The following is an 18,573-nucleotide window of genomic DNA, read 5'->3' as shown; positions in this document are numbered from 1 at the left end:
TTTTATGGATTTTTGATTGACAGATGCCTTTCCCCGCGTTTATAATGAATATATCCTAGATACAGAACCACAAAATCACGAGGGAGGAAATAAACATGAAGGATTTTTCAGCCGAGGTGCATGGCTGTCACAAATACGATACAACGGGGGCGATCACGGAGCCGATCTATCTCTCCGCGACGTTCCGCCATCCCGCATTTCGCCAGAGCACGGGTTTCGACTACGGGCGCATGGCGAATCCGACGCGCAGCGTCCTCGAACAGACCGTCGCGCTCCTTGAGGGCGGCGAACGCGCGTGGGCGCTGTCCTCAGGCATGGCGGCGATCAACCTCGTCTTTTCCCTCTGCACGGCGGGCGACCATGTGCTCCTCTCCGAGGACATCTACGGCGGCACGGTGCGCCTGACGAACGAAATCTACGCGAAATACGGCATTGACTTCGAATATATCGACACGCGCGACGCGGCGCTCGTACGCGCGAAAATGCGCCCCGCGACGAAGATGGTTTTCATCGAAACCCCGTCGAACCCGATGATGTTCGTCACGGACATCCGTGCGCTTGCGGACATCGCACATGAGGGCGGCGCGCTCCTTGTTACCGACAACACCTTCCTCTCGCCGCATTTTCAAAAGCCGCTCATACTCGGCGCGGACATTGTCCTCGAAAGCGGCACGAAGTACCTCTGCGGACACAATGACATCATCTGCGGATTCATCGCCGTCAAGGAGGATGGCTCCGATCTCGCGGAGCGCATCGAGTTCCTCGTAAAATCCGAGGGTCCGAATCTCAGCACGATGGACGCTTGGCTCATGCTGCGCAGCATCAAGACCCTCGGTGTCCGCATCGAACGGCAGGCACAGAGCGCACTCACGACAGCGGAGTGGCTCGGCACACTCCCGGAGGTCACGGAGGTGTTCTACCCCGGACTCCCGGATCATCCCGGACACGAACTTCAAAAAAGTCAAAGCACAGGGTTCGGCGGGATGATCTCGTTCAAGGTACAGACGCCCGAAATCGCACAGAAATGTCTCGCACACCTGAAGCTCATCGCCTTCGCCGAAAGTCTCGGCGGCGTCGAAAGTCTCCTCACCTATCCGCTCGTGCAGACGCACGCGGAGATGCCCGCCGAGCTCATCCGCCGCACGGGGCTTGACAGCCGTCTCCTGCGGCTCTCCGTCGGCATCGAGGACTTGGGCGACATCGAGGAGGATCTTGCCCAGGCGCTGCGCGCCGCGGCACGAGAAAGATAATAGGGAGCACTACTATAAAATAACCTTCGTGAAAAAAGCTGCAACCGATGCGCGCCCTCCGGCGCGGAAAGAGTGATGCCCTTTAAGTATGGCGCAGGGGGGCGTTATCACAGCCGCGAAGCTGTAACCCGCAAGGGCGGCGCGGCATATTTACCTCCCGTTCATATGCAGTGTGAGAACGCCGCTGTGCAGCCCAAGGAGCGGAGCGACACAGGGCTGTGCGGCGTAACATTCTGAGCGCCGAATGTCACTGCCGCGTCGTTTGCGCAGCGGCGTGAAACGCCTCCCTAAGCCATGCAATAACAGTTTCTAACAGGAGAATCATCATGCCCACGAATTTTGACGAACTCATCGACCGCCGCGGCACCGCGAGCATCAAATACGACTTCGCCGCAGAGCGCGGCTATCCGAAAGACGTCCTCCCCTTTTGGGTCGCCGACATGGACTTTCGCGCGCCCGCGCCCGTCCTCGACGCCCTCAATCGCCGCACGGCGCACGGCATCTTCGGCTATACGCAGATAAAGGACGACTACTTCGCCGTCCTGCAGCACTGGTTCAAAACACATCATCATTGGGACGTCGCACGCCGCGAGCTCGTGATCACGCCGGGCGTCGTCTTTGCCATCGCAACCGCCATCCGCGCATTCACCGAACCGGGCGATGCCGTACTCATCCAGCAGCCCGTCTACTATCCGTTTGCGAACGTCATCCGCGACAACGGGCGCACACTCGTCGACAACACGCTCCGGCTCGAAAACGGACGCTACGAAATCGACTTTGACGATTTTGAACAAAAAATCATCGAGAACAATGTCAATCTCTTCATCCTGTGCAGCCCGCACAACCCTGTCGGCCGCGTGTGGCGGCGCGCGGAGCTCGAACGCATCGCCGGGATCTGTCTGCGGCACAGCGTCCTTGTCGTCGCGGACGAGATTCACGAAGAGTTCGTCCGCCCCGGTTTTACGCATACGCCGTTCGCCGCCCTTTCCCCCGAGGCGTCAGACATCACCGTCACCTGCACCTCACCGAGCAAGACGTTCAACCTCGCGGGACTCCAAATATCCAATATTTTCATCAAGAACGACGACCTGCGCAGCCGTTTCCGCACGGAACGCGGCAAAACGGGCTACGACGAACCGAACACGCTCGGACTCTCTGCCGCGCACGCCGCATACGAACACGGTGCGCCGTGGCTCACGGAACTCCTCGCCTACATTGAGACGAACTACGAGTATACGAAGGCGTACCTTGCACAGTATCTGCCGCAAATAAAAATCGTCGAGCCCGAGGGAACATACCTCCTCTGGCTCGACTTCCGTGCGTACGGTCTCTCGGACAAAGCGCTCAACGACAAAATCGTTCACGAGGCAAACCTCTGGCTCGACGACGGTCCCATCTTCGGCACAGGCGGCAGCGGTTTCCAGCGCATCAACATCGCCTGCCCCCGAGCGACGCTCGAACGAGGGCTTGAACAGCTCGTACAAGCATTTCGTTAAAAGGGATCTCCTTATTATCCCCTTTTCCCATAAGGAACAGGGCTATTACACGAAGGAAAAATCGTGCAATAGCCCTTTTTTATTTCTATATCAAATTCGATATCACAGATTCTCTCTGTACCATGCGATCGCTTCGGTGACGCCGCGCTTAAAATCGTATGCGGGTGCATAGCCGAGTTTTTCACGCGCTTTCGTAATATCCGCGCCGCTGTGGCGGATGTCACCCGCGCGCTCCGGTCCATAGACGGGCGTGAGGTCTTTGCCGAGCAGTTCTTTGAGGACGGCATACATCTCGTTGAGGCTTGACCGCGTTCCGCTCGCGATGTTGTACGCCTCGCCTGCGGCTTCATGCGGCGCGGCGCACGCGAGGAGATTTGCCTGCACGACGTCCTCGACGTAGACGAAATCGCGCGATTGCTCGCCGTCACCGTTGACGATCGGCGGTCTGTCATGCAGGAGTGCCTCGACGAATTTCGGAATGACCGCGGCATACGCGCCGTTCGGATCTTGGCGGCGTCCGTAGACGTTGAAGTAGCGCATCCCATAGCAATCCAGTCCGTAATGCATCGTATACTGGACGGCATACTCCTCGGCGACATATTTCGTCACGGCATAGGTGGAAAGGCGCCGCCCGACGATGTCCTCGCGCTTTGGCATCGTTTGATCGTCGCCGTAGACAGCGGAACTCGATGCGTAGACAAATTTCTTCACATGTGCCGCGGCGGCCGCCTGCATCATGTTGACCGTCCCCATGATGTTCGTCTCGGTGTAGGCGATCGGCTGCTCGATGCTCTCCGGCACGCTCACCGCCGCCGCCTGATGGAGCACATAATCGGCGCCCGCACAGGCGCGCGTGCATGTGGAGAAATCCTTGATGTCCCCCTCGATCATTTCGAATTTCTCATGTGTGCGCAGTCCCGCGATATTTTTCTCATAGCCCGTCGACAGATTGTCGAGCACGCGCACGCAATGCCCCATTGACAGGACGGCTTCACATAGATTTGAGCCGATAAACCCCGCGCCGCCGGTCACGAGAAAAAGACTGTTTGCAGGAAAATTAATTGTACGATAATTCATCATATCCCCCATTCCATGATGTATTACGGTTCACAAATCTGCATCTTGCGCGCACGGAACGTCACGACGCGCAGGTCAAATGCGTGTGCAAGCGCAAGCGCGCGGTCAAAATATGCGCCGACCGCCGTCGGTACATGCGCGTCGGAACCGATCGTAACATACCGCCCGCCGATCTCTCGGTAGCGGCGGTAGACGGGCGCGAGCTCCTTGATGCCGCGCGGCGTACCTAGCCTGCGCGTATTGATCTCGATGACCGTCTCGGTCTCGACGAGCGCGCGGAGCACACCGTCGATTTCCTCCGCGAATGTGCCGTAAGAGATCTCCGGGTTCTCAAACGGCGCGTTGCGCGCGATGTAGTCGATGTGTGCGAGCGCGTCGATATAAGGATGCGCATAGATCTCCGCACGCATGACGGAGAAATATTCGCGGTACATCTCGTCCTTCTCGCGCCCCTCGTATGCCTCGGCATGGTAGAGATCCTTCACGCGCAGGAAATGGATGGACGCGAGCACAAAATCAAACGGTACGCGCGCGATAAAGGCGGCGTTCTTCTCTCGCGCACTCTCCATCATGCCCATTTCGACACCGAGGGACAGCCCCGCATCGCGCAGCGGCTCATATGCCGCCCAATACGCTTCGGGGTCAAAGAGAAACGTCTCCTCGCCCGCCGCGGGATAGTCATAGTCGCAGTGTTCGGTAAAGACGATCCCGAGTCCCTTTGCCCTCGCGGCGCGCAGGGCTTCCTCCGCGGGCATCTCCGAATCGGCGGAAAATACGGTGTGCGAATGGCTGTCAAAGAGCATCTTCATTCCTCCTCACCCTTGTCCCGGCAGATCGCCGACAGCATCGGAAATCCGTGCAAAGTCTTGGAGCGACAGCTGCTCGCCGCGTGTGCTGCCGGCGATGCCCGCCGCGCGCAGGGCGGCTTGCGCGGCATCCTTCGTCAGTCCCGCCCCCACCAGCGCATTCGGCAGGGTCTTGCGCCGCTGTCCGAATGCCGCGCGGATGAGACGGAAAAAGAGTTTTTCACTGCGCGGCGCAACGCTCGGAGACTCGCGCACAATGCAGGCAACGACCGCGCTCGTCACCTCGGGCGCGGGGCGAAACGCCCTGGGAGGCACGTCCATCACCATGCGTGGCGCGGTGAAATACTGCACGGCGAGGGAGAGCGCGCCGTAGTCCTTTGACCCCGGCTGCGCCGTCATGCGCATCGCCACTTCCTTCTGCACCATCGTGACGAGCCGCTCGATCGGCAGCCTCTGTTCGAGGAGCGTCATGATGATCGGCGTCGTGATGTAGTACGGCAGGTTCGCCACGACCTTGAAGCGCTGCCCCTCTTTTAATCCAAGCGTCTCCGGGATGTTGATCTTTAGAATATCGCCCGGCACGACGGTGACGTTATCGTAGCCGCGCAGGGTTTCGGCGAGCACGGCGGGGAGCTTTTTATCCAGCTCGACCGCGACGACGCGCGCGCCCGTCTCCGCGAGCCCCTGCGTCAGCGTGCCGATGCCGGGGCCGATCTCGAGCACCGTATCTGCGGGCGTGAGCTGTGCCGCCTCCACGATACCGCGCACAACGCCCGCGTCCACGAGGAAGTTCTGCCCGAGCCGCTTGCTCGCACGCAGGTGAAAGGCGTTCAATATATGGCGCGTGACCTCCGGATCGGCAATCACGGGAATATTCGCTCTCATGGCAGCTCCTCTCCGGCGGATTGAAAGTCGGCGCGGCTGATGCCGTAGGTGTTGAGCCGCGCGAGGAACGTCTTTGCATTGGCGCATCCGAGTCCGAGCCGCCGCCCCATCAGGGCGCGGCGCGCGGCGGCATCAGGCGTCCCCGTCAGACCGTACGACATCATGTCGCGCATCGAAAAGAGCTCTGCGGGACGCTCCATCGGCGTATGCACGAGGGCGAGCGCCGCCCGCACGGCATCGGGGCTCGCCTGCTCGACGCCGACGTCGCCGTCAGCGGCATTCGTCGCCTCCTCGGCGGGGATAAAGGCGTGTTTTGCACGCGGGAACATCTTCGTCAGACGCGCACGAATGCGTTCGCCGACCGTGTCGGGATCGGTGAGGACGATGATGCCGCGCGCTTCATACGCGGCGCGGATATCCTTGATTGCGCGGCTGCGCAGACGAAACCCGTCCGTGATGATGCAGTCCGCCTCCACCGCGCGCCGCACCGCCGCGACATCCATCTTCCCCTCGACAATGATCACTTCTTGAATCAAAACGTCACTCTCTTTGCGCCTTCCGGATCATACTTCCAACGGATCCCGTACAACGGGTGCGTCGTATACGTCAAACGGATCGATGTCAATGCATTTTCGGGGATCTCTTTTCCCCTCAATATCCCACGCCGCCGTCCCGTTCATCACGGTGAGCGCCGCATCGAACACCGCCTTATCCGTGAGCGGGCGAAAGACGCCGCCGCGCACCACGAGGGGCGCGGCATCATACCGGCGCACCGTTCCGTCGTTGAAGTATGCGTACAACTCGTACTGCTCGCCGGGCACGACCTGTAAGACCTCGGGAAAAAATCTCTCATCCATCGTTATCAGCCCTTTCTGAGCGGCGGTACCGGATTCGGTTCTTTCCCGCTCTTGACGAGTTCCCAATCCTGCATCAGTTCATCTTGATACATAGCGCACCATGCAAGCACAAGTTTTAATTGTCTGTTTGGGAGGAAGCCTCGCGTCACCGAAGCGGTTTGAATATCGATCTGCGCCTTATTGCCTGCATATTCCGCATGAATATGCGGCGGATTGTGGTCGTTATGATAGATCATGATACGTATTCCGAAAAAAATGCTGATTTCAGGCACATGGTTCACCTCCCAAATATGTTTGCACCTCACGATATAGCCGCTCGTGGATCTCCGCGATCGGTAGCGGCGCGCCGTCCGTACTCGATGGGATGCGCACCCAGCCATAGCGCGCCGCAAGCAGGACGTAGGCGTCGTGCGTGCGCGCGAGATAGTCCGCGTCGCGCTCGTGGATGTCGGGCGCAGCGCCGCTGTTCTCTGCGCGCACAGCGATGAGCCGCTGCGCCGCCGCAGGTTCCATATCGAGGAAGAACACGGCGTCCGGCACGGGCAGCCCCATCTTGCGGAACTCCAGATCATAGAGCCAATCGAGAAATGCGTCTCGCTCTGCGTCGTCCTGAATCTTGACCGCCTGATGCACCATGTTCGACGTCGTATAGCGGTCGGCGAGGATCACTGCGCCCGTCTCGTAGTCCCGCCCCCACTTCGTCCTGTAGGACGCGTAGCGGTCGACGGCAAAGAACGTGGATGCCGCATAGGCGTTCACATCATCCGCGTGCGTGCCGAAATCCCCGCGCAAATACATCCGCACGAGCATGGAGGAATCCGCCGCATAGTCGGGAAACGTAATCGGCAGGATGCTGTGTCCGTCCCGCTCAAGCCGCTCTGCGAGGAGCCGCGTCTGTGTCTCCTTCCCTGAGCCGTCACCCGCTTCGATGATAAAGAGTTTGCCCTTTGCCATAGCTATCCTTCCGCTGTCACCAGTATTGTCTCAAGGGATGCGTCCGACGCGCCCACAACACGCGCGCCCGCGTCCCGCATCGCGCGCAGATAATCGAGTGACGCCGCCTGCACAGCGTCCCCGGGAGCGAGCACGGGAATCCCCGGCGGGTAAAAGAGAATCGTCTCCGCCGCCGTGCGTCCTGCCGCCTGCGCGAGAGACACGCGCTCCTTCGGCGCAAAATATGCCGCGCGCGGCGTACACGGCGTCTCCGGCAAGGGCGGCATCTCCGGCGCCGCAGTCTCCGGCATATCTGCCTCTCCGCACCGCGCCGCTATCTTCTCAAGCGCCGCCGCAATTCGTTCTATCTCCCGCACTCCGTCCGCATAGGAGAGCAAAAAGAGCACATTATATGCATCCGACAACTCACACGCGATCCCCGCGCGGCGCAGTTCCTCTTCCGCCGCAAAGCCCGAGAGCCCGAGTCCCGCGACGTTCACCGTGACCTTCAGCGGGTCGAGCGCGACGCGCCCCGGCGCGCCCATGTACGCGCCGCCAAATGCCCACAGTCCCGGCAGCTCATTGATGCGCGCGCGCAGCTCCTCTGCGCAGCATATCGCTGTATCGAGCCGCGTGCGTCCCTCCTCTTCCATTTGCAGACGCGCCGCATCGAGCGAAGCGAGCAGGATCTCGTTCGGACTGGTCGACTGGAGCAGTCCCGATGCCGCGCGGATGCGTTCGGCGGGGACGCGTCCCCCCGCGCGAGCAACATGGAGGTCTGCGTCAGCGAGCCGAGCATCTTGTGCGTACTCTCCGCGGAGAGATCCGCGCCCGCCTGCATCGCGGACGGCGGCAGCACGTCGGAGAATGCAAAATGCGCCCCGTGCGCCCCGTCGACGAGCACAAGTATCCCCCGCGTGTGCAGGAAGTCCGCGATCTCGGGCAGCTCGTTTGCAACGCCGTAGTACGTCGGGTAGACGAAAAGCGCGGCGCGTGCCCCCGGATGCGCCGCCGCTGCGCGCCGCACCTCGGCAAGGGAAACGCCCATCGCGATGCCGAGCCGCGCGTCGATCTCCGGCTGCATGTAGACCGGGCGCGCACCGACGAGGATCAGCCCGCCGACGATCGAACGGTGCACGTTGCGCGGCACGAGCACCGTATCCCCGGGCACAAGCGCCGACATGAGCATCGTATGGATCGCGCCCGTCGTGCCGTTGATCATGAAATACGCGGCATCCGCCCCATACGCCCGTGCCGCCATCTCCTCCGCCGCGCGGATGCATCCCGTCGGCGCGTGGAGGTCGTCGAGCTCCGCCGAGAGCGAGACATCGGCGCGCAGCCCCGTCTCCGTCAAAAAATTGCGGAGCAGAGGATGCGCCCCGCGTCCCCCCTTATGCCCCGGCGTATGGAATGGCGCGATACCAAGATTTGCATAATCTAGGAGCGCTCCGGCAATCGGCGCCTTCACTCATCCACCATACGGTTTTCCACGCGCAGATGTACCTTCGTCCCCTTCTTTGGCTCGGAGAGTATCTGAATTGCCGCGCCGATGAGTTTAGCACGCTCTTCCATGCCGATCACGCCGAAATGGCGTTTGCGCCGCTGTGCTTCCATATCAAAGGAATCATCGGACTCTTCGGTCGGCTCATCATGCGCATACTTTGTATCGAATCCCACCCCCTCATCTGCGATAAGTACCGTGAGCGCCGCATCGGTATAATGCATCCGCACCTTCACCTTATCCGTCTTGGCATGGTTCACCACATTGTTGAGCGCCTCCTGCACGATCCGGAACACGGCGATCTCCACATGTTTCGGCAGTTGATAATGATGACCCTCGAGACTAAAGGATCCGCGCAGCTTTCCACGTTCACCGAAAAGATTCACAAGCTGTTCCACCGCCTGCGGCAGCCCGAGATCGTCGAGCGCCATCGGCCGCATGTCAAATATAATCTGACGGACGCCCGTAAGACATTTACGGATCTCACCGCGCAGCTCCCCTAGCGTTTCCTTCGCAGCTGCCATATCCTGATCCATGAGCCGCTCCGTGATGCTCGTCGTAAAAAGAGCATTCGCCAGATCCTGCGCGGGGCCGTCGTGAATCTCGCGCGAGATGCGGTAACGCTCCTCCTCTGTCGCCTTGATGATGCGTGCGCCGACAAATTTATCTTTCTGCACCGCCTCGATTTTCCAAATCACGCCGCTGACCTGTGTGCTGAGGTAGCTGAGCACCGAACCGATCGCGAGCGCCATGTGTTCCGCACGCTCGACCATTGTGAAGAGGTAACGCAGACGAATCTCCAGCTTATCCCGTTCCACGCGCATCTGCTGCTCTTTCTCCCGCTCGATGGCGAGATTGATCTGAATGATGGAGACATTCTCGTAGGTTTTGCGAATCTCGTCCTCCGAAAACTCGGAGAACCTGCTGCTGACCTCAGCGAGCCGCTGCTTCGCCTGCTGCTCCTCAGCTGCAAGTCCGTCCACACGCTCAATCGTCGTGGTTACATTCTTCTTCAGCTCGATGAGCCGCTGTCGCGCCTGCTCCAGCTCGCTGCGCGTATTTTGATAGATGTCGAAGATCTGTGTCTTGTTGTCCTCAATGGTATCGATGGTATTTGTCAACAAGCGGCGCAACTGGCTCTCTTCGATCCCCTCTGCACTCTCCTGCTCCAACCCTGCGGCGCTCCGGCGCATATTTCTCTCACGTTTACTCATAATCCCCTCCTGCTCTTTGTGACCATTGTACTCTATTTCCCCGCAAAAGTCACGCAGTGTACGAGGGATATATAATGATCCGCGCAGAACATTACATATGCACGAACCATATAACATGTTCAAAAAAATAGGGCTTATTGCACATATACAAAAGTATATTTGTGCAACAGCCCTATGATCCGTCAGCCTTTGGTAAATAAATCTTTGAATTTTTCGTAGAAACTCTTTTGCTCCGGGTTGACGGAGTCTGCGCTGAGTTCACCGAACTCCTTGAGGAGTTCTTTTTGCCGCGCGGAGAGTTTCTGCGGGGTTGTGACCTTGATGCGGACATGCTGATCGCCGCGCCCCGTACCGCGCAGGTGTGGGATACCCTTCCCCTTGATGCGGAGCACCGTTCCGGTCTGGATCCCCGCGGGGATTTTCAGATCGACCGCACCGTCGAGCGTCGGTACCTGTACCGTATCGCCGAGCGATGCCTGTACGAAGGTGATCGGTATCTCGATGATGACATCGTTCCCACGCCGCTGAAAGAGCTTGTGCGGTTTGATGTAGATGTAAACGTAGAGATCGCCGTTGCCGCCGCCGCGCACGCCGCCTTCGCCTGCTCCGGTGACGCGCACGCGCTGTCCTTCGTCGACCCCTTTGGGAATCTTGACGTCAATCTTGCGCGTGACATGTCTGCGTCCGGTGCCATGGCAGTCTCCGCACGGCGTTTTGATGATCTTGCCCGTGCCGCCGCATTTACTGCACGTCCGCGCTGTACGCATACTGCCGAGGATCGTCCGTTGGACGACCTCTTCCTGTCCCGTGCCGTGACAAGCGGGACAGGTCTCGGGCGTTGAGCCCTTGGCCGCACCGCTGCCGCCGCAGGTCTCACAGTTTTCATCCCGCGGAACATCGAGCTGGATTTCCTTGCCAAACGCAGCCTCTTCAAATGTGATTTCAAGGTCAAATCTAAGATCCGCACCGCGTTCGGGACCCTGCTGACGCGCGCGGCGACTGCCGCCCATGCCGAACATATCGAAGATGTCGTTCACGTCGAATCCGCCAAAGCCGCCGAATCCGCCGCCGAAAGGGTTCCCTCCTCCGGCGCTGCCCCCGCGGCGCGGGTCAAAGGCATCGTGCCCAAATTGGTCGTATGCCGCTTTTTTCTGAGGATCTTTAAGGACATCATACGCCTCGTTGACCTCTTTGAATTTCTCCTCGGCGGTCTTCGGGTCGTCACGGTTCAGGTCGGGGTGATACTTACGCGCGAGTTTTTTGTATGCTTTTTTGATCTCGTCGTCCGAGGCGCCCTTTGCGACGCCTAAGATTTCGTAGTAATCGCGTTTATCGCTCACAATACCACCTTACTTCTTGTCGTCTTTGACCTCGGTGAACTCCGCGTCGACGACGTTATCATCCTGCGGTGCGCTCTGCTGCGCACCTGCGCCCGCATCGCTGCCCGGCGCCGCACTCTGCGTGCCTGCCGCCTGCTGTGCCTGCTGGTACGCGGCTGCGGAGAGCTCATAGAGCGGCTGCTGAACTTCCTCGGTCGCCTTCTTGATAGCGTCGAGGTCGCTGCCCTTGAGGGCTTCCTTCAGCTTTTCAACGCCCGCATTGACCTTTGCAACGAGCGCCTGATCCGCTTTTTCGCCGAGATCCTTGACCGCCTTCTCCGCCTGATAGACGAGAGCGTCGCCCGCGTTGCGCACATCAACGGCTTCCTTCTGTGCCTTGTCCTCGGCAGCATGAGCTTCTGCCTCTTTGACCATACGCTCGATGTCCTCTTTGCTCATGCCGCTGTCGGACTGGATGGTAATCTTCTGCTCTTTACCCGTGCCGAGATCCTTTGCCGAAACGTTGACAATGCCGTTGGCGTCAATGTCGAACTTGACCTCGATCTGCGGTACGCCGCGCGGTGCAGGCGGGATATCCGTAAGCTGGAAGCGTCCGAGCGTCTTGTTGCCCGCCGCCATCTCACGCTCACCCTGAAGCACGTGGATCTCAACGCCCGGCTGATTGTCCGCCGCCGTCGAGAACACCTGACTCTTCGAGGTCGGGATGGTTGTGTTGCGGTCAATGATTTTCGTGCAGACGCCGCCGAGAGTCTCAATGCCGAGCGAGAGCGGGGTCACGTCGAGCAGGAGCACGTCCTTGACCTCGCCGACGAGCACGCCGCCCTGAATCGCTGCGCCGATGGAGACGCATTCGTCCGGGTTGACGCCCTTCGACGGCTCTTTGCCGAGGATCTTGCGGATTGCTTCCTGTACCGCGGGGATACGGGACGACCCGCCGACGAGAATAATCTTGTCGATGTCGCTGCCCGAGAGCCCTGCATCCTCCATCGCTTTGCGCGTCGGCACCATCGTACGCTCGACGAGGTCTGCCGTGAGTTCTTCAAATTTTGCACGCGAGAGCGTGAGATCGAGATGCTTTGGTCCCGTGGCATCCGCCGTGATAAACGGCAGGTTGATATTCGTCTGGGACATACTCGAGAGTTCGATCTTTGCCTTCTCTGCCGCCTCGATGAGACGCTGTGCGCTCATCTTGTCCTGCGAAAGATCAATGCCGTTGACTTTCTTGAACTCCTCGACCATCCAATCCATAATCTTCTTATCGAAATCGTCGCCGCCGAGGTGGGTATCGCCGTTTGTTGCCTTGACCTCGAACACGCCTTCGCTGAGTTCGAGGATGGAGACATCGAATGTGCCGCCGCCAAGGTCGAAGACGAGAATAGTCTCGTCCTTATCCTTATCCAGACCGTAGGCGAGCGCCGCCGCGGTGGGTTCGTTGATGATGCGCAGGACTTCGAGACCTGCGATCTTGCCCGCGTCCTTCGTCGCCTGACGCTGACTGTCGTTGAAATACGCGGGCACCGTAATAACCGCCTGCGTCACCGTCTCACCGAGATATGCTTCGGCATCACTCTTAAGCTTTTGCAGAATCATCGCCGAGATCTCGGGCGGCGTGTAGCTCTTTCCGTCGATCGTAACATGATAGTTCGGATCGCCCATATGGCGCTTAATGGACGATATCGTGCGGTCGGGGTTCGAAACCGCCTGATTCTTTGCCAGACGTCCGACAAGACGCTGACCGTCCTTCGTAAAGCCGACCACCGACGGGGTGATGCGGCTGCCCTCCGGGTTCGTGATAACGGTCGGTTCGCCGCCCTCCATCACCGAGACAACAGAGTTCGTCGTACCAAGGTCAATACCAATTACTTTAGCCATTTTATATTCCTCCAAATCAAATATGATGATGTGATTTCTTTTTTATTAGCTGCCGGCGACCTGCACCATTGCGGGACGTATGACGCGTCCCTTTGCGCGGTAGCCCTTTTGCAGCACCTGCGTAACCGTCCCGTCTGAGACGTCCGGGTTCTCGACGCGCATAACCGCCTGGTGCACATTCGGGTCAAAGGGCTGCCCCTCGGCCTCGATATGTTCCAGACCGTTCTTGTCAAGCACCTCTTTGAGCTGGGTGAAGATCATCTCCATGCCCTTGCGGAACGCCTCGCCGTCCGTCTGCTCCACCGCCATCGCCCGCTCGAAATTATCGAGAAGCGGCAGGAGATCCCCGAGCATGTTCTGCGTAATGACCGCTGCCAGCTCTTCCTTCTCCTTTGCCGTGCGCCGACGGAAATTTTCAAAATCCGCCTGAAGCCGCAGAATGCGGTCATTTTTCTCTTTGAGCTGCGCTTCGAGCGCGTCGACAGGATCCTCTTCGGGCGCAGCGCCCTCCACCTGAATCTCCGGTTCCACAGCCGTATCTGCGGCTGCTTCGTCCGTTTCGATTTCTTGCTCTGCGGGCTGCACCTCTTCCACCGGTATCTCCTGTACCGGCTCTTCCTTTTCCTGCAAGCTGTTCACCTCTTCTACCACTTCAGACGATGGATCATCTCTGTTAAATTCGTGTTCACATAGTCCAGAATGCGCATTGCCTTCGCGTATTCCATGCGCGTCGGACCGAGCACCGCAATCGTACCGAGCAGTCTGCCGTCCACATGATACGAAGCTGTAATCACGCTCGTATCCCAAAACGCACTGCTCATGTTCTCGCGCCCAATCGTCACTGTCAGCCCCTCGCCCGTATGCGTGTGCAGGATCTCCTTGACGAGATCCTCGTGCTCAAGGGCGTGCAAAATCTCGCGCACACGCTCAAGATCCCGATACTCCGGATGTGCGAGAAGCTGCGACGTACCGCCAAGGTACAAACGCTCCCCGTCACGCCCCTCGAGGGCTCGATGCATGACGTGCATCGCCTCGGCAAATATTGCCTCATCACCGATGTCGTCACGAATGCACCTCAGATCTTCACGCGTCACATCCCGCAGTGCCTTGCCCGCGAGTATGCGGTTAACCGCGTCCGCCATTCGGAGGAAGTCCTCGAAAGAAGCCCCCTCCGGAATCTCAATGACGCGATTCTCGACGAAGCCCGCATCCGTCATGAGGACGGCGATCACATGGCTTTCGCCCATCGGCAGGAACTGCAGCAGGCGAAATGCCGACTGTGCTGCCTGCGGCGCGAGCACGAGCGAAACATTGTGCGTCACATCTGCGATAAGACGCGCCGTCTCTTGGAACATCTCGTCGAGGCGCCGCACGCGTGCACGGTACCATTCGTGAATACGCGTGCGCTCCGTCTCCGTTACGGGAGCGACCGGCAGAAGTCCGTCGACATAGAACCGATAGCCCTTTGACGACGGGATGCGTCCGGCGGATGTATGCGGATGCTCTAGGAATCCAAGCATCTCCAGATCCGCCATCTCGTTTCGGATGGTCGCAGGGCTGATGCCGAGATTATATTTGCGTGCGAGTGTCCGAGATCCGACCGGTTCCGCCGACGCAATATAGTCGTCTACGATCGCCCACAAGATCTTGCTCTTGCGTGCGTCAAGTTCATCCACCATCAACCCCTCTCCTCTCTTTTAACTGTTGTTAGCACTCCATATTGTCGAGTGCTAACCGAATCTATAAAGAATATACAGCGTAAAAAGCAAAAAGTCAAGCGTAAAACGACAAAAAGTCAAATATTTTTTAGCGGATTTATTAGACGCACGAAAAAAGAGCTACCGCACGATGTCTCCATGCAGCAGCTCTAATATAGTTTGTTTTGAAGTAAATTACTTCAGCTCGACCGTTGCGCCTGCCTCTTCGAGCTTGCCCTTGAGCTCCTCGGCCTCGGCCTTGGCGATGTTCTCCTTGACCGGCTTCGGTGCGCCGTCAACAAGCTCTTTTGCTTCCTTCAGCCCAAGACCCGTTGCCTCACGGACGGCCTTGATGACGTTGATCTTCTTATCGCCTGCGGACGCGAGAACGACAGTGAACTCCGTCTTCTCCTCAGCAGCGGCACCGCCTGCGGGCGCCGCACCGGCAGCTGCGACCGCAACCGGAGCGGCGGCGCTGACACCGAACTTCTCTTCCATTGCCTTAACGAGCTCGGAAAGTTCGAGAACAGTCATGTTCTCAATAGCTTCAAGAATCTGATCCTTATTCATGAGATATACCTCCAAAATTTTGTATAAAATCTGTTATATTCTTCCTTATGCGGACGCTTTCTGCGCACGCACTGCATCAAGCACATAGACGGCGTTGCGGATGACGCCCTGAAGGACGTTCACCGTGTTCGAGATCGGCGCGTTCATGCTGCCCATAAGCTTTGCGATGAGCTCTTCGCGCGACGGGAGCGAGGCAAGTGCCTGCACCTCGTTTGCCTCGATGACCTTGCCCTCGACGGTACCGACCTTGACGGACAGAACGCCTTTGTCGTCGAGCTTGTTCTTCTTGATGTAATCGCAAATAACCTTTGCAGGAGCAACGGCATCCTCCGCGGAGAATGCAAACGCCGTGGTTCCCTCAAGATGCGGGTCAAGCCCCTCGAGCCCAAGCGCATCGGCGGCACGGCGCAACATCGTATTCTTCACGACGTGATAGGTCACGCCCGCAGAGCGCAGCTCGCGGCGCAGCTCCGTATCCTGTGCGACCGTCAGTCCGCTGTATGTCGTGAATACGGCGCCCTTGGCGGAACCTAGCTGCTCTTTCAGCTTTTCAACGATAACTTCTTTCTTATGATCTGCCATAAAACTTTTCCCTCCTTTCGTTTCCGAAATATAAAAATCTCCGGCTGCTCTGCCGGAGATGAATGTTCTAGTTCACGTCCGACCTCGGCAGGCGACTTCGTCGTTAGATGCTTTCGCAAACCTGCTGTCTACAGCCCGGGGAAATTCCGCCGCTCAGGTTTAGCTGAGCGCAACGGGGACGGCAGGTCCCATCGTCGCAACAACCGTGATGGAGCGGATATACTGTCCCTTTGCCGCAGCGGGCTTCACACGGATGAGCGTTTCGATGACTGCCTGATAGTTCTCGCGGAGCTTCTCCGCGTCAAAAGAGGCCTTCCCGATGGGAACATGGATGTTGCCCGCTTTGTCTGTGCGGTACTCCACCTGACCTGCCTTGATCTCAGAAACGGCTTTCTTGAGATCCATGGTGACGGTGCCGAGCTTCGGGTTCGGCATGAGGCCGCGAGGGCCAAGCACCTTACCGAGACGACCAACCGTGCCCATCATGTCGGGCGTTGCGACGGCGACGTCAAAGTCGAGCCAGCCGCCCTGAATCTTCTGCACAATCTCGTCCGATCCGACGAAGTCCGCACCGGCGGCTTCCGCCTCGGCGACCTTTTCGCCCTTGGCAAAGACGAGAACGCGCTGTGTCTTGCCCGTGCCGTTCGGCAGGACAAGGGCGCCGCGCACCTGCTGATCCGCGTATTTCGGATCGACGCCAAGGCGCACATGCAGTTCAATGGTCTCGTCGAATTTCGCCGTGGCGGTCTTCTTCACGAGTTCCATCGCTTCCTGCGAAGTGTAGAGCTTGCCGCTCTCAATCAGCTTCGCGGCATCTTGGTACTTCTTACCAAATTTTGCCATTGTGTGTTCTCCTTTCGTGGTCACAGCGGGCAGAATGCCCTGCCACAGAGAGCGTCTTAGTCGACGATCTCGATTCCCATGCTGCGGGCGGTGCCCTCGATCATGGATGTTGCCGCCTCAATCGACGCGGCGTTCAGATCCGGCATCTTAGACTCGGCGATCTCGCGCGCCTTTGCACGCGGGAGCTTTGCGACCTTCGTCTTGTTCGGCTCGCCCGACGCCTTTTCGATGCCCGCAGCCTTCTTCAGCAGAACTGCTGCCGGCGGGGTCTTCGTGATAAAGGTAAAGGAGCGATCCTCAAAGACCGTGATCTCAACCGGAATGATCAGCCCTGCCTGCTTTGCCGTACGCTCGTTAAAGTCCTTGACAAACGCCATGATATTGACGCCCGCCTGACCGAGCGCAGGTCCTACCGGAGGAGCCGGCGTCGCCTTGCCTGCAGGAACCTGCAGCTTTACGACACGCGCAACCTTCTTTGCCATTGACACATCACCTCCTTTCGGTGTGTATTCTTTGGTCTCAGATCAGCTCGACCTGATCAATTTCAATGTCAATCGGCGTTCCTTCGATATCCACCTGAACACGTGCTCCGGCAGAATCGATCGATATCACTTTGCCGGCGTAGTCCTCGAATGCCCCCGATACGATGCGTACGTTGTCGCCGACGGCGACCTTTGCCCGGCGCTTTGGCGCACCGCCCACAGAACCGCTCAGGATGCGCTCCGCCTCCTCCGCCGTCAGCGGGATGGGGTGCTTTTCGGAGCCGACAAATCCCGTGACGCCTGTCGTATTGCGGACGACATACCATGAATGCTCGTCAACGATCATATCGACCAGCACATATCCGGGAAATACCTTGCGCGGGACGACTTTTTCCTTGCCGTCCTTAACCTCAAGCTCGTCCTCTACGGGGACAACGACGTTAAAGAGCATGTCGCTCATGCTCGCCGAATGCATCAACCGCTCGAGATTCGCCTTGACCTTGTTCTCATAGCCCGAATAGGTGTGAATGACATACCATGCCCGGTGCGGGTTTGCCTGTCTCAGATAGAGTTCTTCCTTATCCGCCATATCCCTCACCCAGCCTAGTAATGCAAAATGACCTGAAATACACGGGCAAAAATCGTGTCACAGATCCAAATCAGTGCGCAGACGATAACAATCGCAATGCCGACGACGCCGGTGTAGGTTGCAAGCTCGCGCTTTGTGGACCACGACACCTTCTTCATCTCGGCGACAACTTCGCGTAGGAATTTGACTATTTTTCCCATGATATCAGGCGCGCTTACTTCGTCTCTTTGTGTGCCGTGTGCTTGCGGCAGAACTTGCAGTACTTGTTGAACTCGAGACGATCCGGATTATTCTTCTTGTTCTTGTTCGTGCGATAGTTGCGGCTATGGCACTCGGTGCACTCAAGCGTAATGTTGTTGCGCATGAATATCAACTCTCCTCATTAGTTCTTTGGGCAATAACTCATATCAATTTATCATACTTGGAAAATGCTGTCAACCGCAACATTTTCACAAAAATGCATAAAAGAACCCCCGTATCGGGGGTGAGTTTCAAAATGGTGGCGGCACAGAGATTTGAACTCCGGACACTGCGGGTATGAACCGCATGCTCTAGCCAACTGAGCTATGCCGCCGTTAT

Annotated in this window: 22 protein-coding genes, 1 tRNA gene and 1 pseudogene; 3 read left to right on the top strand and 21 right to left on the bottom strand. The window is 58.3% G+C overall.

Going from position 1 to position 18,573, the window contains the following annotated elements; all coding sequences use genetic code 11:
• Positions 1-95 precede the first annotated feature (95 nt).
• The 3 genes from HMPREF9162_RS10195 to HMPREF9162_RS10190 all read left to right on the top strand — a co-directional run bounded on the left by HMPREF9162_RS10195 (position 96) and on the right by HMPREF9162_RS10190 (position 2,746).
• On the top strand, positions 96-1,250 hold the full coding sequence (locus tag HMPREF9162_RS10195) for a PLP-dependent aspartate aminotransferase family protein (RefSeq protein WP_009439162.1): 1,155 nt from the start codon (positions 96-98) through the stop codon (positions 1,248-1,250).
• Between the two features lie 72 nt (positions 1,251-1,322).
• Positions 1,323-1,487, top strand: a complete 165-nt coding sequence (locus tag HMPREF9162_RS12535; protein ID WP_175282270.1) for a hypothetical protein — start codon at positions 1,323-1,325, stop codon at positions 1,485-1,487.
• A gap of 89 nt (positions 1,488-1,576) precedes the next feature.
• Complete coding sequence (locus HMPREF9162_RS10190) at positions 1,577-2,746, top strand: MalY/PatB family protein (RefSeq protein WP_009439239.1); 1,170 nt, start codon at positions 1,577-1,579, stop codon at positions 2,744-2,746.
• A gap of 102 nt (positions 2,747-2,848) precedes the next feature.
• Here HMPREF9162_RS10190 and HMPREF9162_RS10185 read toward each other — a convergent pair whose 3' ends face one another.
• The 21 genes and pseudogenes from HMPREF9162_RS10185 to HMPREF9162_RS10085 all read right to left on the bottom strand — a co-directional run bounded on the left by HMPREF9162_RS10185 (position 2,849) and on the right by HMPREF9162_RS10085 (position 18,568).
• The gene (locus tag HMPREF9162_RS10185; protein ID WP_037350611.1) at positions 2,849-3,823 is read right to left on the bottom strand and encodes an SDR family oxidoreductase; all 975 of its coding nucleotides are present in this window, start codon (positions 3,821-3,823) and stop codon (positions 2,849-2,851) included.
• 23 nt (positions 3,824-3,846) lie between these two features.
• Positions 3,847-4,626, bottom strand: a complete 780-nt coding sequence (locus HMPREF9162_RS10180; RefSeq protein WP_009439187.1) for a PHP domain-containing protein — start codon at positions 4,624-4,626, stop codon at positions 3,847-3,849.
• Between the two features lie 12 nt (positions 4,627-4,638).
• Complete coding sequence (rsmA, locus tag HMPREF9162_RS10175; RefSeq protein WP_009439246.1) at positions 4,639-5,514, bottom strand: 16S rRNA (adenine(1518)-N(6)/adenine(1519)-N(6))-dimethyltransferase RsmA; 876 nt, start codon at positions 5,512-5,514, stop codon at positions 4,639-4,641.
• Positions 5,511-6,050, bottom strand: a complete 540-nt coding sequence (gene rnmV, locus HMPREF9162_RS10170) for a ribonuclease M5 (RefSeq protein ID WP_009439168.1) — start codon at positions 6,048-6,050, stop codon at positions 5,511-5,513. Before rnmV ends, rsmA begins: the two co-directional genes overlap by 4 nt.
• Positions 6,051-6,077: 27 nt before the next feature.
• A complete protein-coding gene (locus HMPREF9162_RS10165) occupies positions 6,078-6,371 on the bottom strand; it encodes a DUF2442 domain-containing protein (protein WP_009439178.1) in 294 nt (97 codons plus the stop codon).
• A 5-nt stretch (positions 6,372-6,376) separates the two neighbouring features.
• Positions 6,377-6,643, bottom strand: coding sequence for a DUF4160 domain-containing protein (locus tag HMPREF9162_RS10160; RefSeq protein WP_009349904.1), 267 nt, complete (start codon positions 6,641-6,643; stop codon positions 6,377-6,379).
• Positions 6,636-7,325 (bottom strand): thymidylate kinase, encoded by a 690-nt coding sequence (locus HMPREF9162_RS10155; RefSeq protein ID WP_009439267.1) that lies wholly within the window; start codon positions 7,323-7,325, stop codon positions 6,636-6,638. Before HMPREF9162_RS10155 ends, HMPREF9162_RS10160 begins: the two co-directional genes overlap by 8 nt.
• A 2-nt stretch (positions 7,326-7,327) precedes the next feature.
• Positions 7,328-8,772: pseudogene (locus tag HMPREF9162_RS10150) on the bottom strand (aminotransferase class I/II-fold pyridoxal phosphate-dependent enzyme).
• The gene (locus HMPREF9162_RS10145) at positions 8,769-10,019 is read right to left on the bottom strand and encodes a sensor histidine kinase (protein WP_009439211.1); all 1,251 of its coding nucleotides are present in this window, start codon (positions 10,017-10,019) and stop codon (positions 8,769-8,771) included. The pseudogene HMPREF9162_RS10150 and the gene HMPREF9162_RS10145 overlap by 4 nt, the downstream one beginning before the upstream one ends.
• 182 nt (positions 10,020-10,201) lie before the next feature.
• On the bottom strand, positions 10,202-11,359 hold the full coding sequence (gene dnaJ / locus HMPREF9162_RS10140) for a molecular chaperone DnaJ (RefSeq protein ID WP_009439139.1): 1,158 nt from the start codon (positions 11,357-11,359) through the stop codon (positions 10,202-10,204).
• A gap of 9 nt (positions 11,360-11,368) precedes the next feature.
• Entirely contained in the window at positions 11,369-13,231 is a 1,863-nt protein-coding gene (gene dnaK, locus HMPREF9162_RS10135; RefSeq protein WP_009439175.1) for a molecular chaperone DnaK, read from the bottom strand.
• Positions 13,232-13,276: 45 nt separating this feature from the next.
• Entirely contained in the window at positions 13,277-13,882 is a 606-nt protein-coding gene (gene grpE / locus HMPREF9162_RS10130) for a nucleotide exchange factor GrpE (protein ID WP_037350600.1), read from the bottom strand.
• Complete coding sequence (gene hrcA / locus HMPREF9162_RS10125; RefSeq protein ID WP_009439161.1) at positions 13,876-14,910, bottom strand: heat-inducible transcriptional repressor HrcA; 1,035 nt, start codon at positions 14,908-14,910, stop codon at positions 13,876-13,878. The genes grpE and hrcA overlap by 7 nt, the downstream gene beginning before the upstream one ends.
• 213 nt (positions 14,911-15,123) lie before the next feature.
• Positions 15,124-15,498, bottom strand: a complete 375-nt coding sequence (gene rplL / locus HMPREF9162_RS10120; protein WP_009349893.1) for a 50S ribosomal protein L7/L12 — start codon at positions 15,496-15,498, stop codon at positions 15,124-15,126.
• Positions 15,499-15,543: 45 nt separating this feature from the next.
• A complete protein-coding gene (rplJ, locus tag HMPREF9162_RS10115; protein ID WP_009349892.1) occupies positions 15,544-16,080 on the bottom strand; it encodes a 50S ribosomal protein L10 in 537 nt (178 codons plus the stop codon).
• Positions 16,081-16,239: 159 nt separating this feature from the next.
• Positions 16,240-16,923 (bottom strand): 50S ribosomal protein L1, encoded by a 684-nt coding sequence (gene rplA / locus HMPREF9162_RS10110; RefSeq protein WP_009349891.1) that lies wholly within the window; start codon positions 16,921-16,923, stop codon positions 16,240-16,242.
• Between the two features lie 56 nt (positions 16,924-16,979).
• Complete coding sequence (rplK, locus tag HMPREF9162_RS10105) at positions 16,980-17,405, bottom strand: 50S ribosomal protein L11 (RefSeq protein WP_006693626.1); 426 nt, start codon at positions 17,403-17,405, stop codon at positions 16,980-16,982.
• Between the two features lie 37 nt (positions 17,406-17,442).
• On the bottom strand, positions 17,443-17,994 hold the full coding sequence (nusG, locus tag HMPREF9162_RS10100) for a transcription termination/antitermination protein NusG (RefSeq protein WP_009349890.1): 552 nt from the start codon (positions 17,992-17,994) through the stop codon (positions 17,443-17,445).
• Between the two features lie 14 nt (positions 17,995-18,008).
• Positions 18,009-18,194 (bottom strand): preprotein translocase subunit SecE, encoded by a 186-nt coding sequence (gene secE, locus HMPREF9162_RS10095; RefSeq protein ID WP_009349889.1) that lies wholly within the window; start codon positions 18,192-18,194, stop codon positions 18,009-18,011.
• A 14-nt stretch (positions 18,195-18,208) separates the two neighbouring features.
• Positions 18,209-18,358, bottom strand: coding sequence for a 50S ribosomal protein L33 (rpmG, locus tag HMPREF9162_RS10090; RefSeq protein WP_009349888.1), 150 nt, complete (start codon positions 18,356-18,358; stop codon positions 18,209-18,211).
• A 133-nt stretch (positions 18,359-18,491) separates the two neighbouring features.
• A tRNA-Met gene (locus tag HMPREF9162_RS10085) sits at positions 18,492-18,568 on the bottom strand.
• Positions 18,569-18,573: the final 5 nt, after the last annotated feature.

Origin of the sequence: Selenomonas sp. oral taxon 137 str. F0430, from assembly GCF_000183625.1 — a bacterium.
Taxonomy (GTDB): Bacteria; Bacillota; Negativicutes; order Selenomonadales; family Selenomonadaceae; genus Centipeda; species Centipeda artemidis.
This window is presented reverse-complemented; position numbering and strand designations above follow the sequence as displayed.

Coding starts and splice junctions, on each gene's coding strand:
- HMPREF9162_RS10195 (WP_009439162.1), top strand. CDS start 96: ATGAAGGATTTTTCAGCCGAGGTGCATGGCTGTCACAAATACGATACA.
- HMPREF9162_RS10190 (WP_009439239.1), top strand. CDS start 1,577: ATGCCCACGAATTTTGACGAACTCATCGACCGCCGCGGCACCGCGAGC.
- HMPREF9162_RS10185 (WP_037350611.1), bottom strand. CDS start 3,823: ATGAATTATCGTACAATTAATTTTCCTGCAAACAGTCTTTTTCTCGTG.
- HMPREF9162_RS10180 (WP_009439187.1), bottom strand. CDS start 4,626: ATGCTCTTTGACAGCCATTCGCACACCGTATTTTCCGCCGATTCGGAG.
- rsmA (WP_009439246.1), bottom strand. CDS start 5,514: ATGAGAGCGAATATTCCCGTGATTGCCGATCCGGAGGTCACGCGCCAT.
- HMPREF9162_RS10165 (WP_009439178.1), bottom strand. CDS start 6,371: ATGGATGAGAGATTTTTTCCCGAGGTCTTACAGGTCGTGCCCGGCGAG.
- HMPREF9162_RS10155 (WP_009439267.1), bottom strand. CDS start 7,325: ATGGCAAAGGGCAAACTCTTTATCATCGAAGCGGGTGACGGCTCAGGG.
- HMPREF9162_RS10145 (WP_009439211.1), bottom strand. CDS start 10,019: ATGAGTAAACGTGAGAGAAATATGCGCCGGAGCGCCGCAGGGTTGGAG.
- dnaK (WP_009439175.1), bottom strand. CDS start 13,231: ATGGCTAAAGTAATTGGTATTGACCTTGGTACGACGAACTCTGTTGTC.
- hrcA (WP_009439161.1), bottom strand. CDS start 14,910: ATGGTGGATGAACTTGACGCACGCAAGAGCAAGATCTTGTGGGCGATC.
- rplL (WP_009349893.1), bottom strand. CDS start 15,498: ATGAATAAGGATCAGATTCTTGAAGCTATTGAGAACATGACTGTTCTC.
- rplJ (WP_009349892.1), bottom strand. CDS start 16,080: ATGGCAGATCATAAGAAAGAAGTTATCGTTGAAAAGCTGAAAGAGCAG.
- rplA (WP_009349891.1), bottom strand. CDS start 16,923: ATGGCAAAATTTGGTAAGAAGTACCAAGATGCCGCGAAGCTGATTGAG.
- rplK (WP_006693626.1), bottom strand. CDS start 17,405: ATGGCAAAGAAGGTTGCGCGTGTCGTAAAGCTGCAGGTTCCTGCAGGC.
- nusG (WP_009349890.1), bottom strand. CDS start 17,994: ATGGCGGATAAGGAAGAACTCTATCTGAGACAGGCAAACCCGCACCGG.
- secE (WP_009349889.1), bottom strand. CDS start 18,194: ATGGGAAAAATAGTCAAATTCCTACGCGAAGTTGTCGCCGAGATGAAG.
- rpmG (WP_009349888.1), bottom strand. CDS start 18,358: ATGCGCAACAACATTACGCTTGAGTGCACCGAGTGCCATAGCCGCAAC.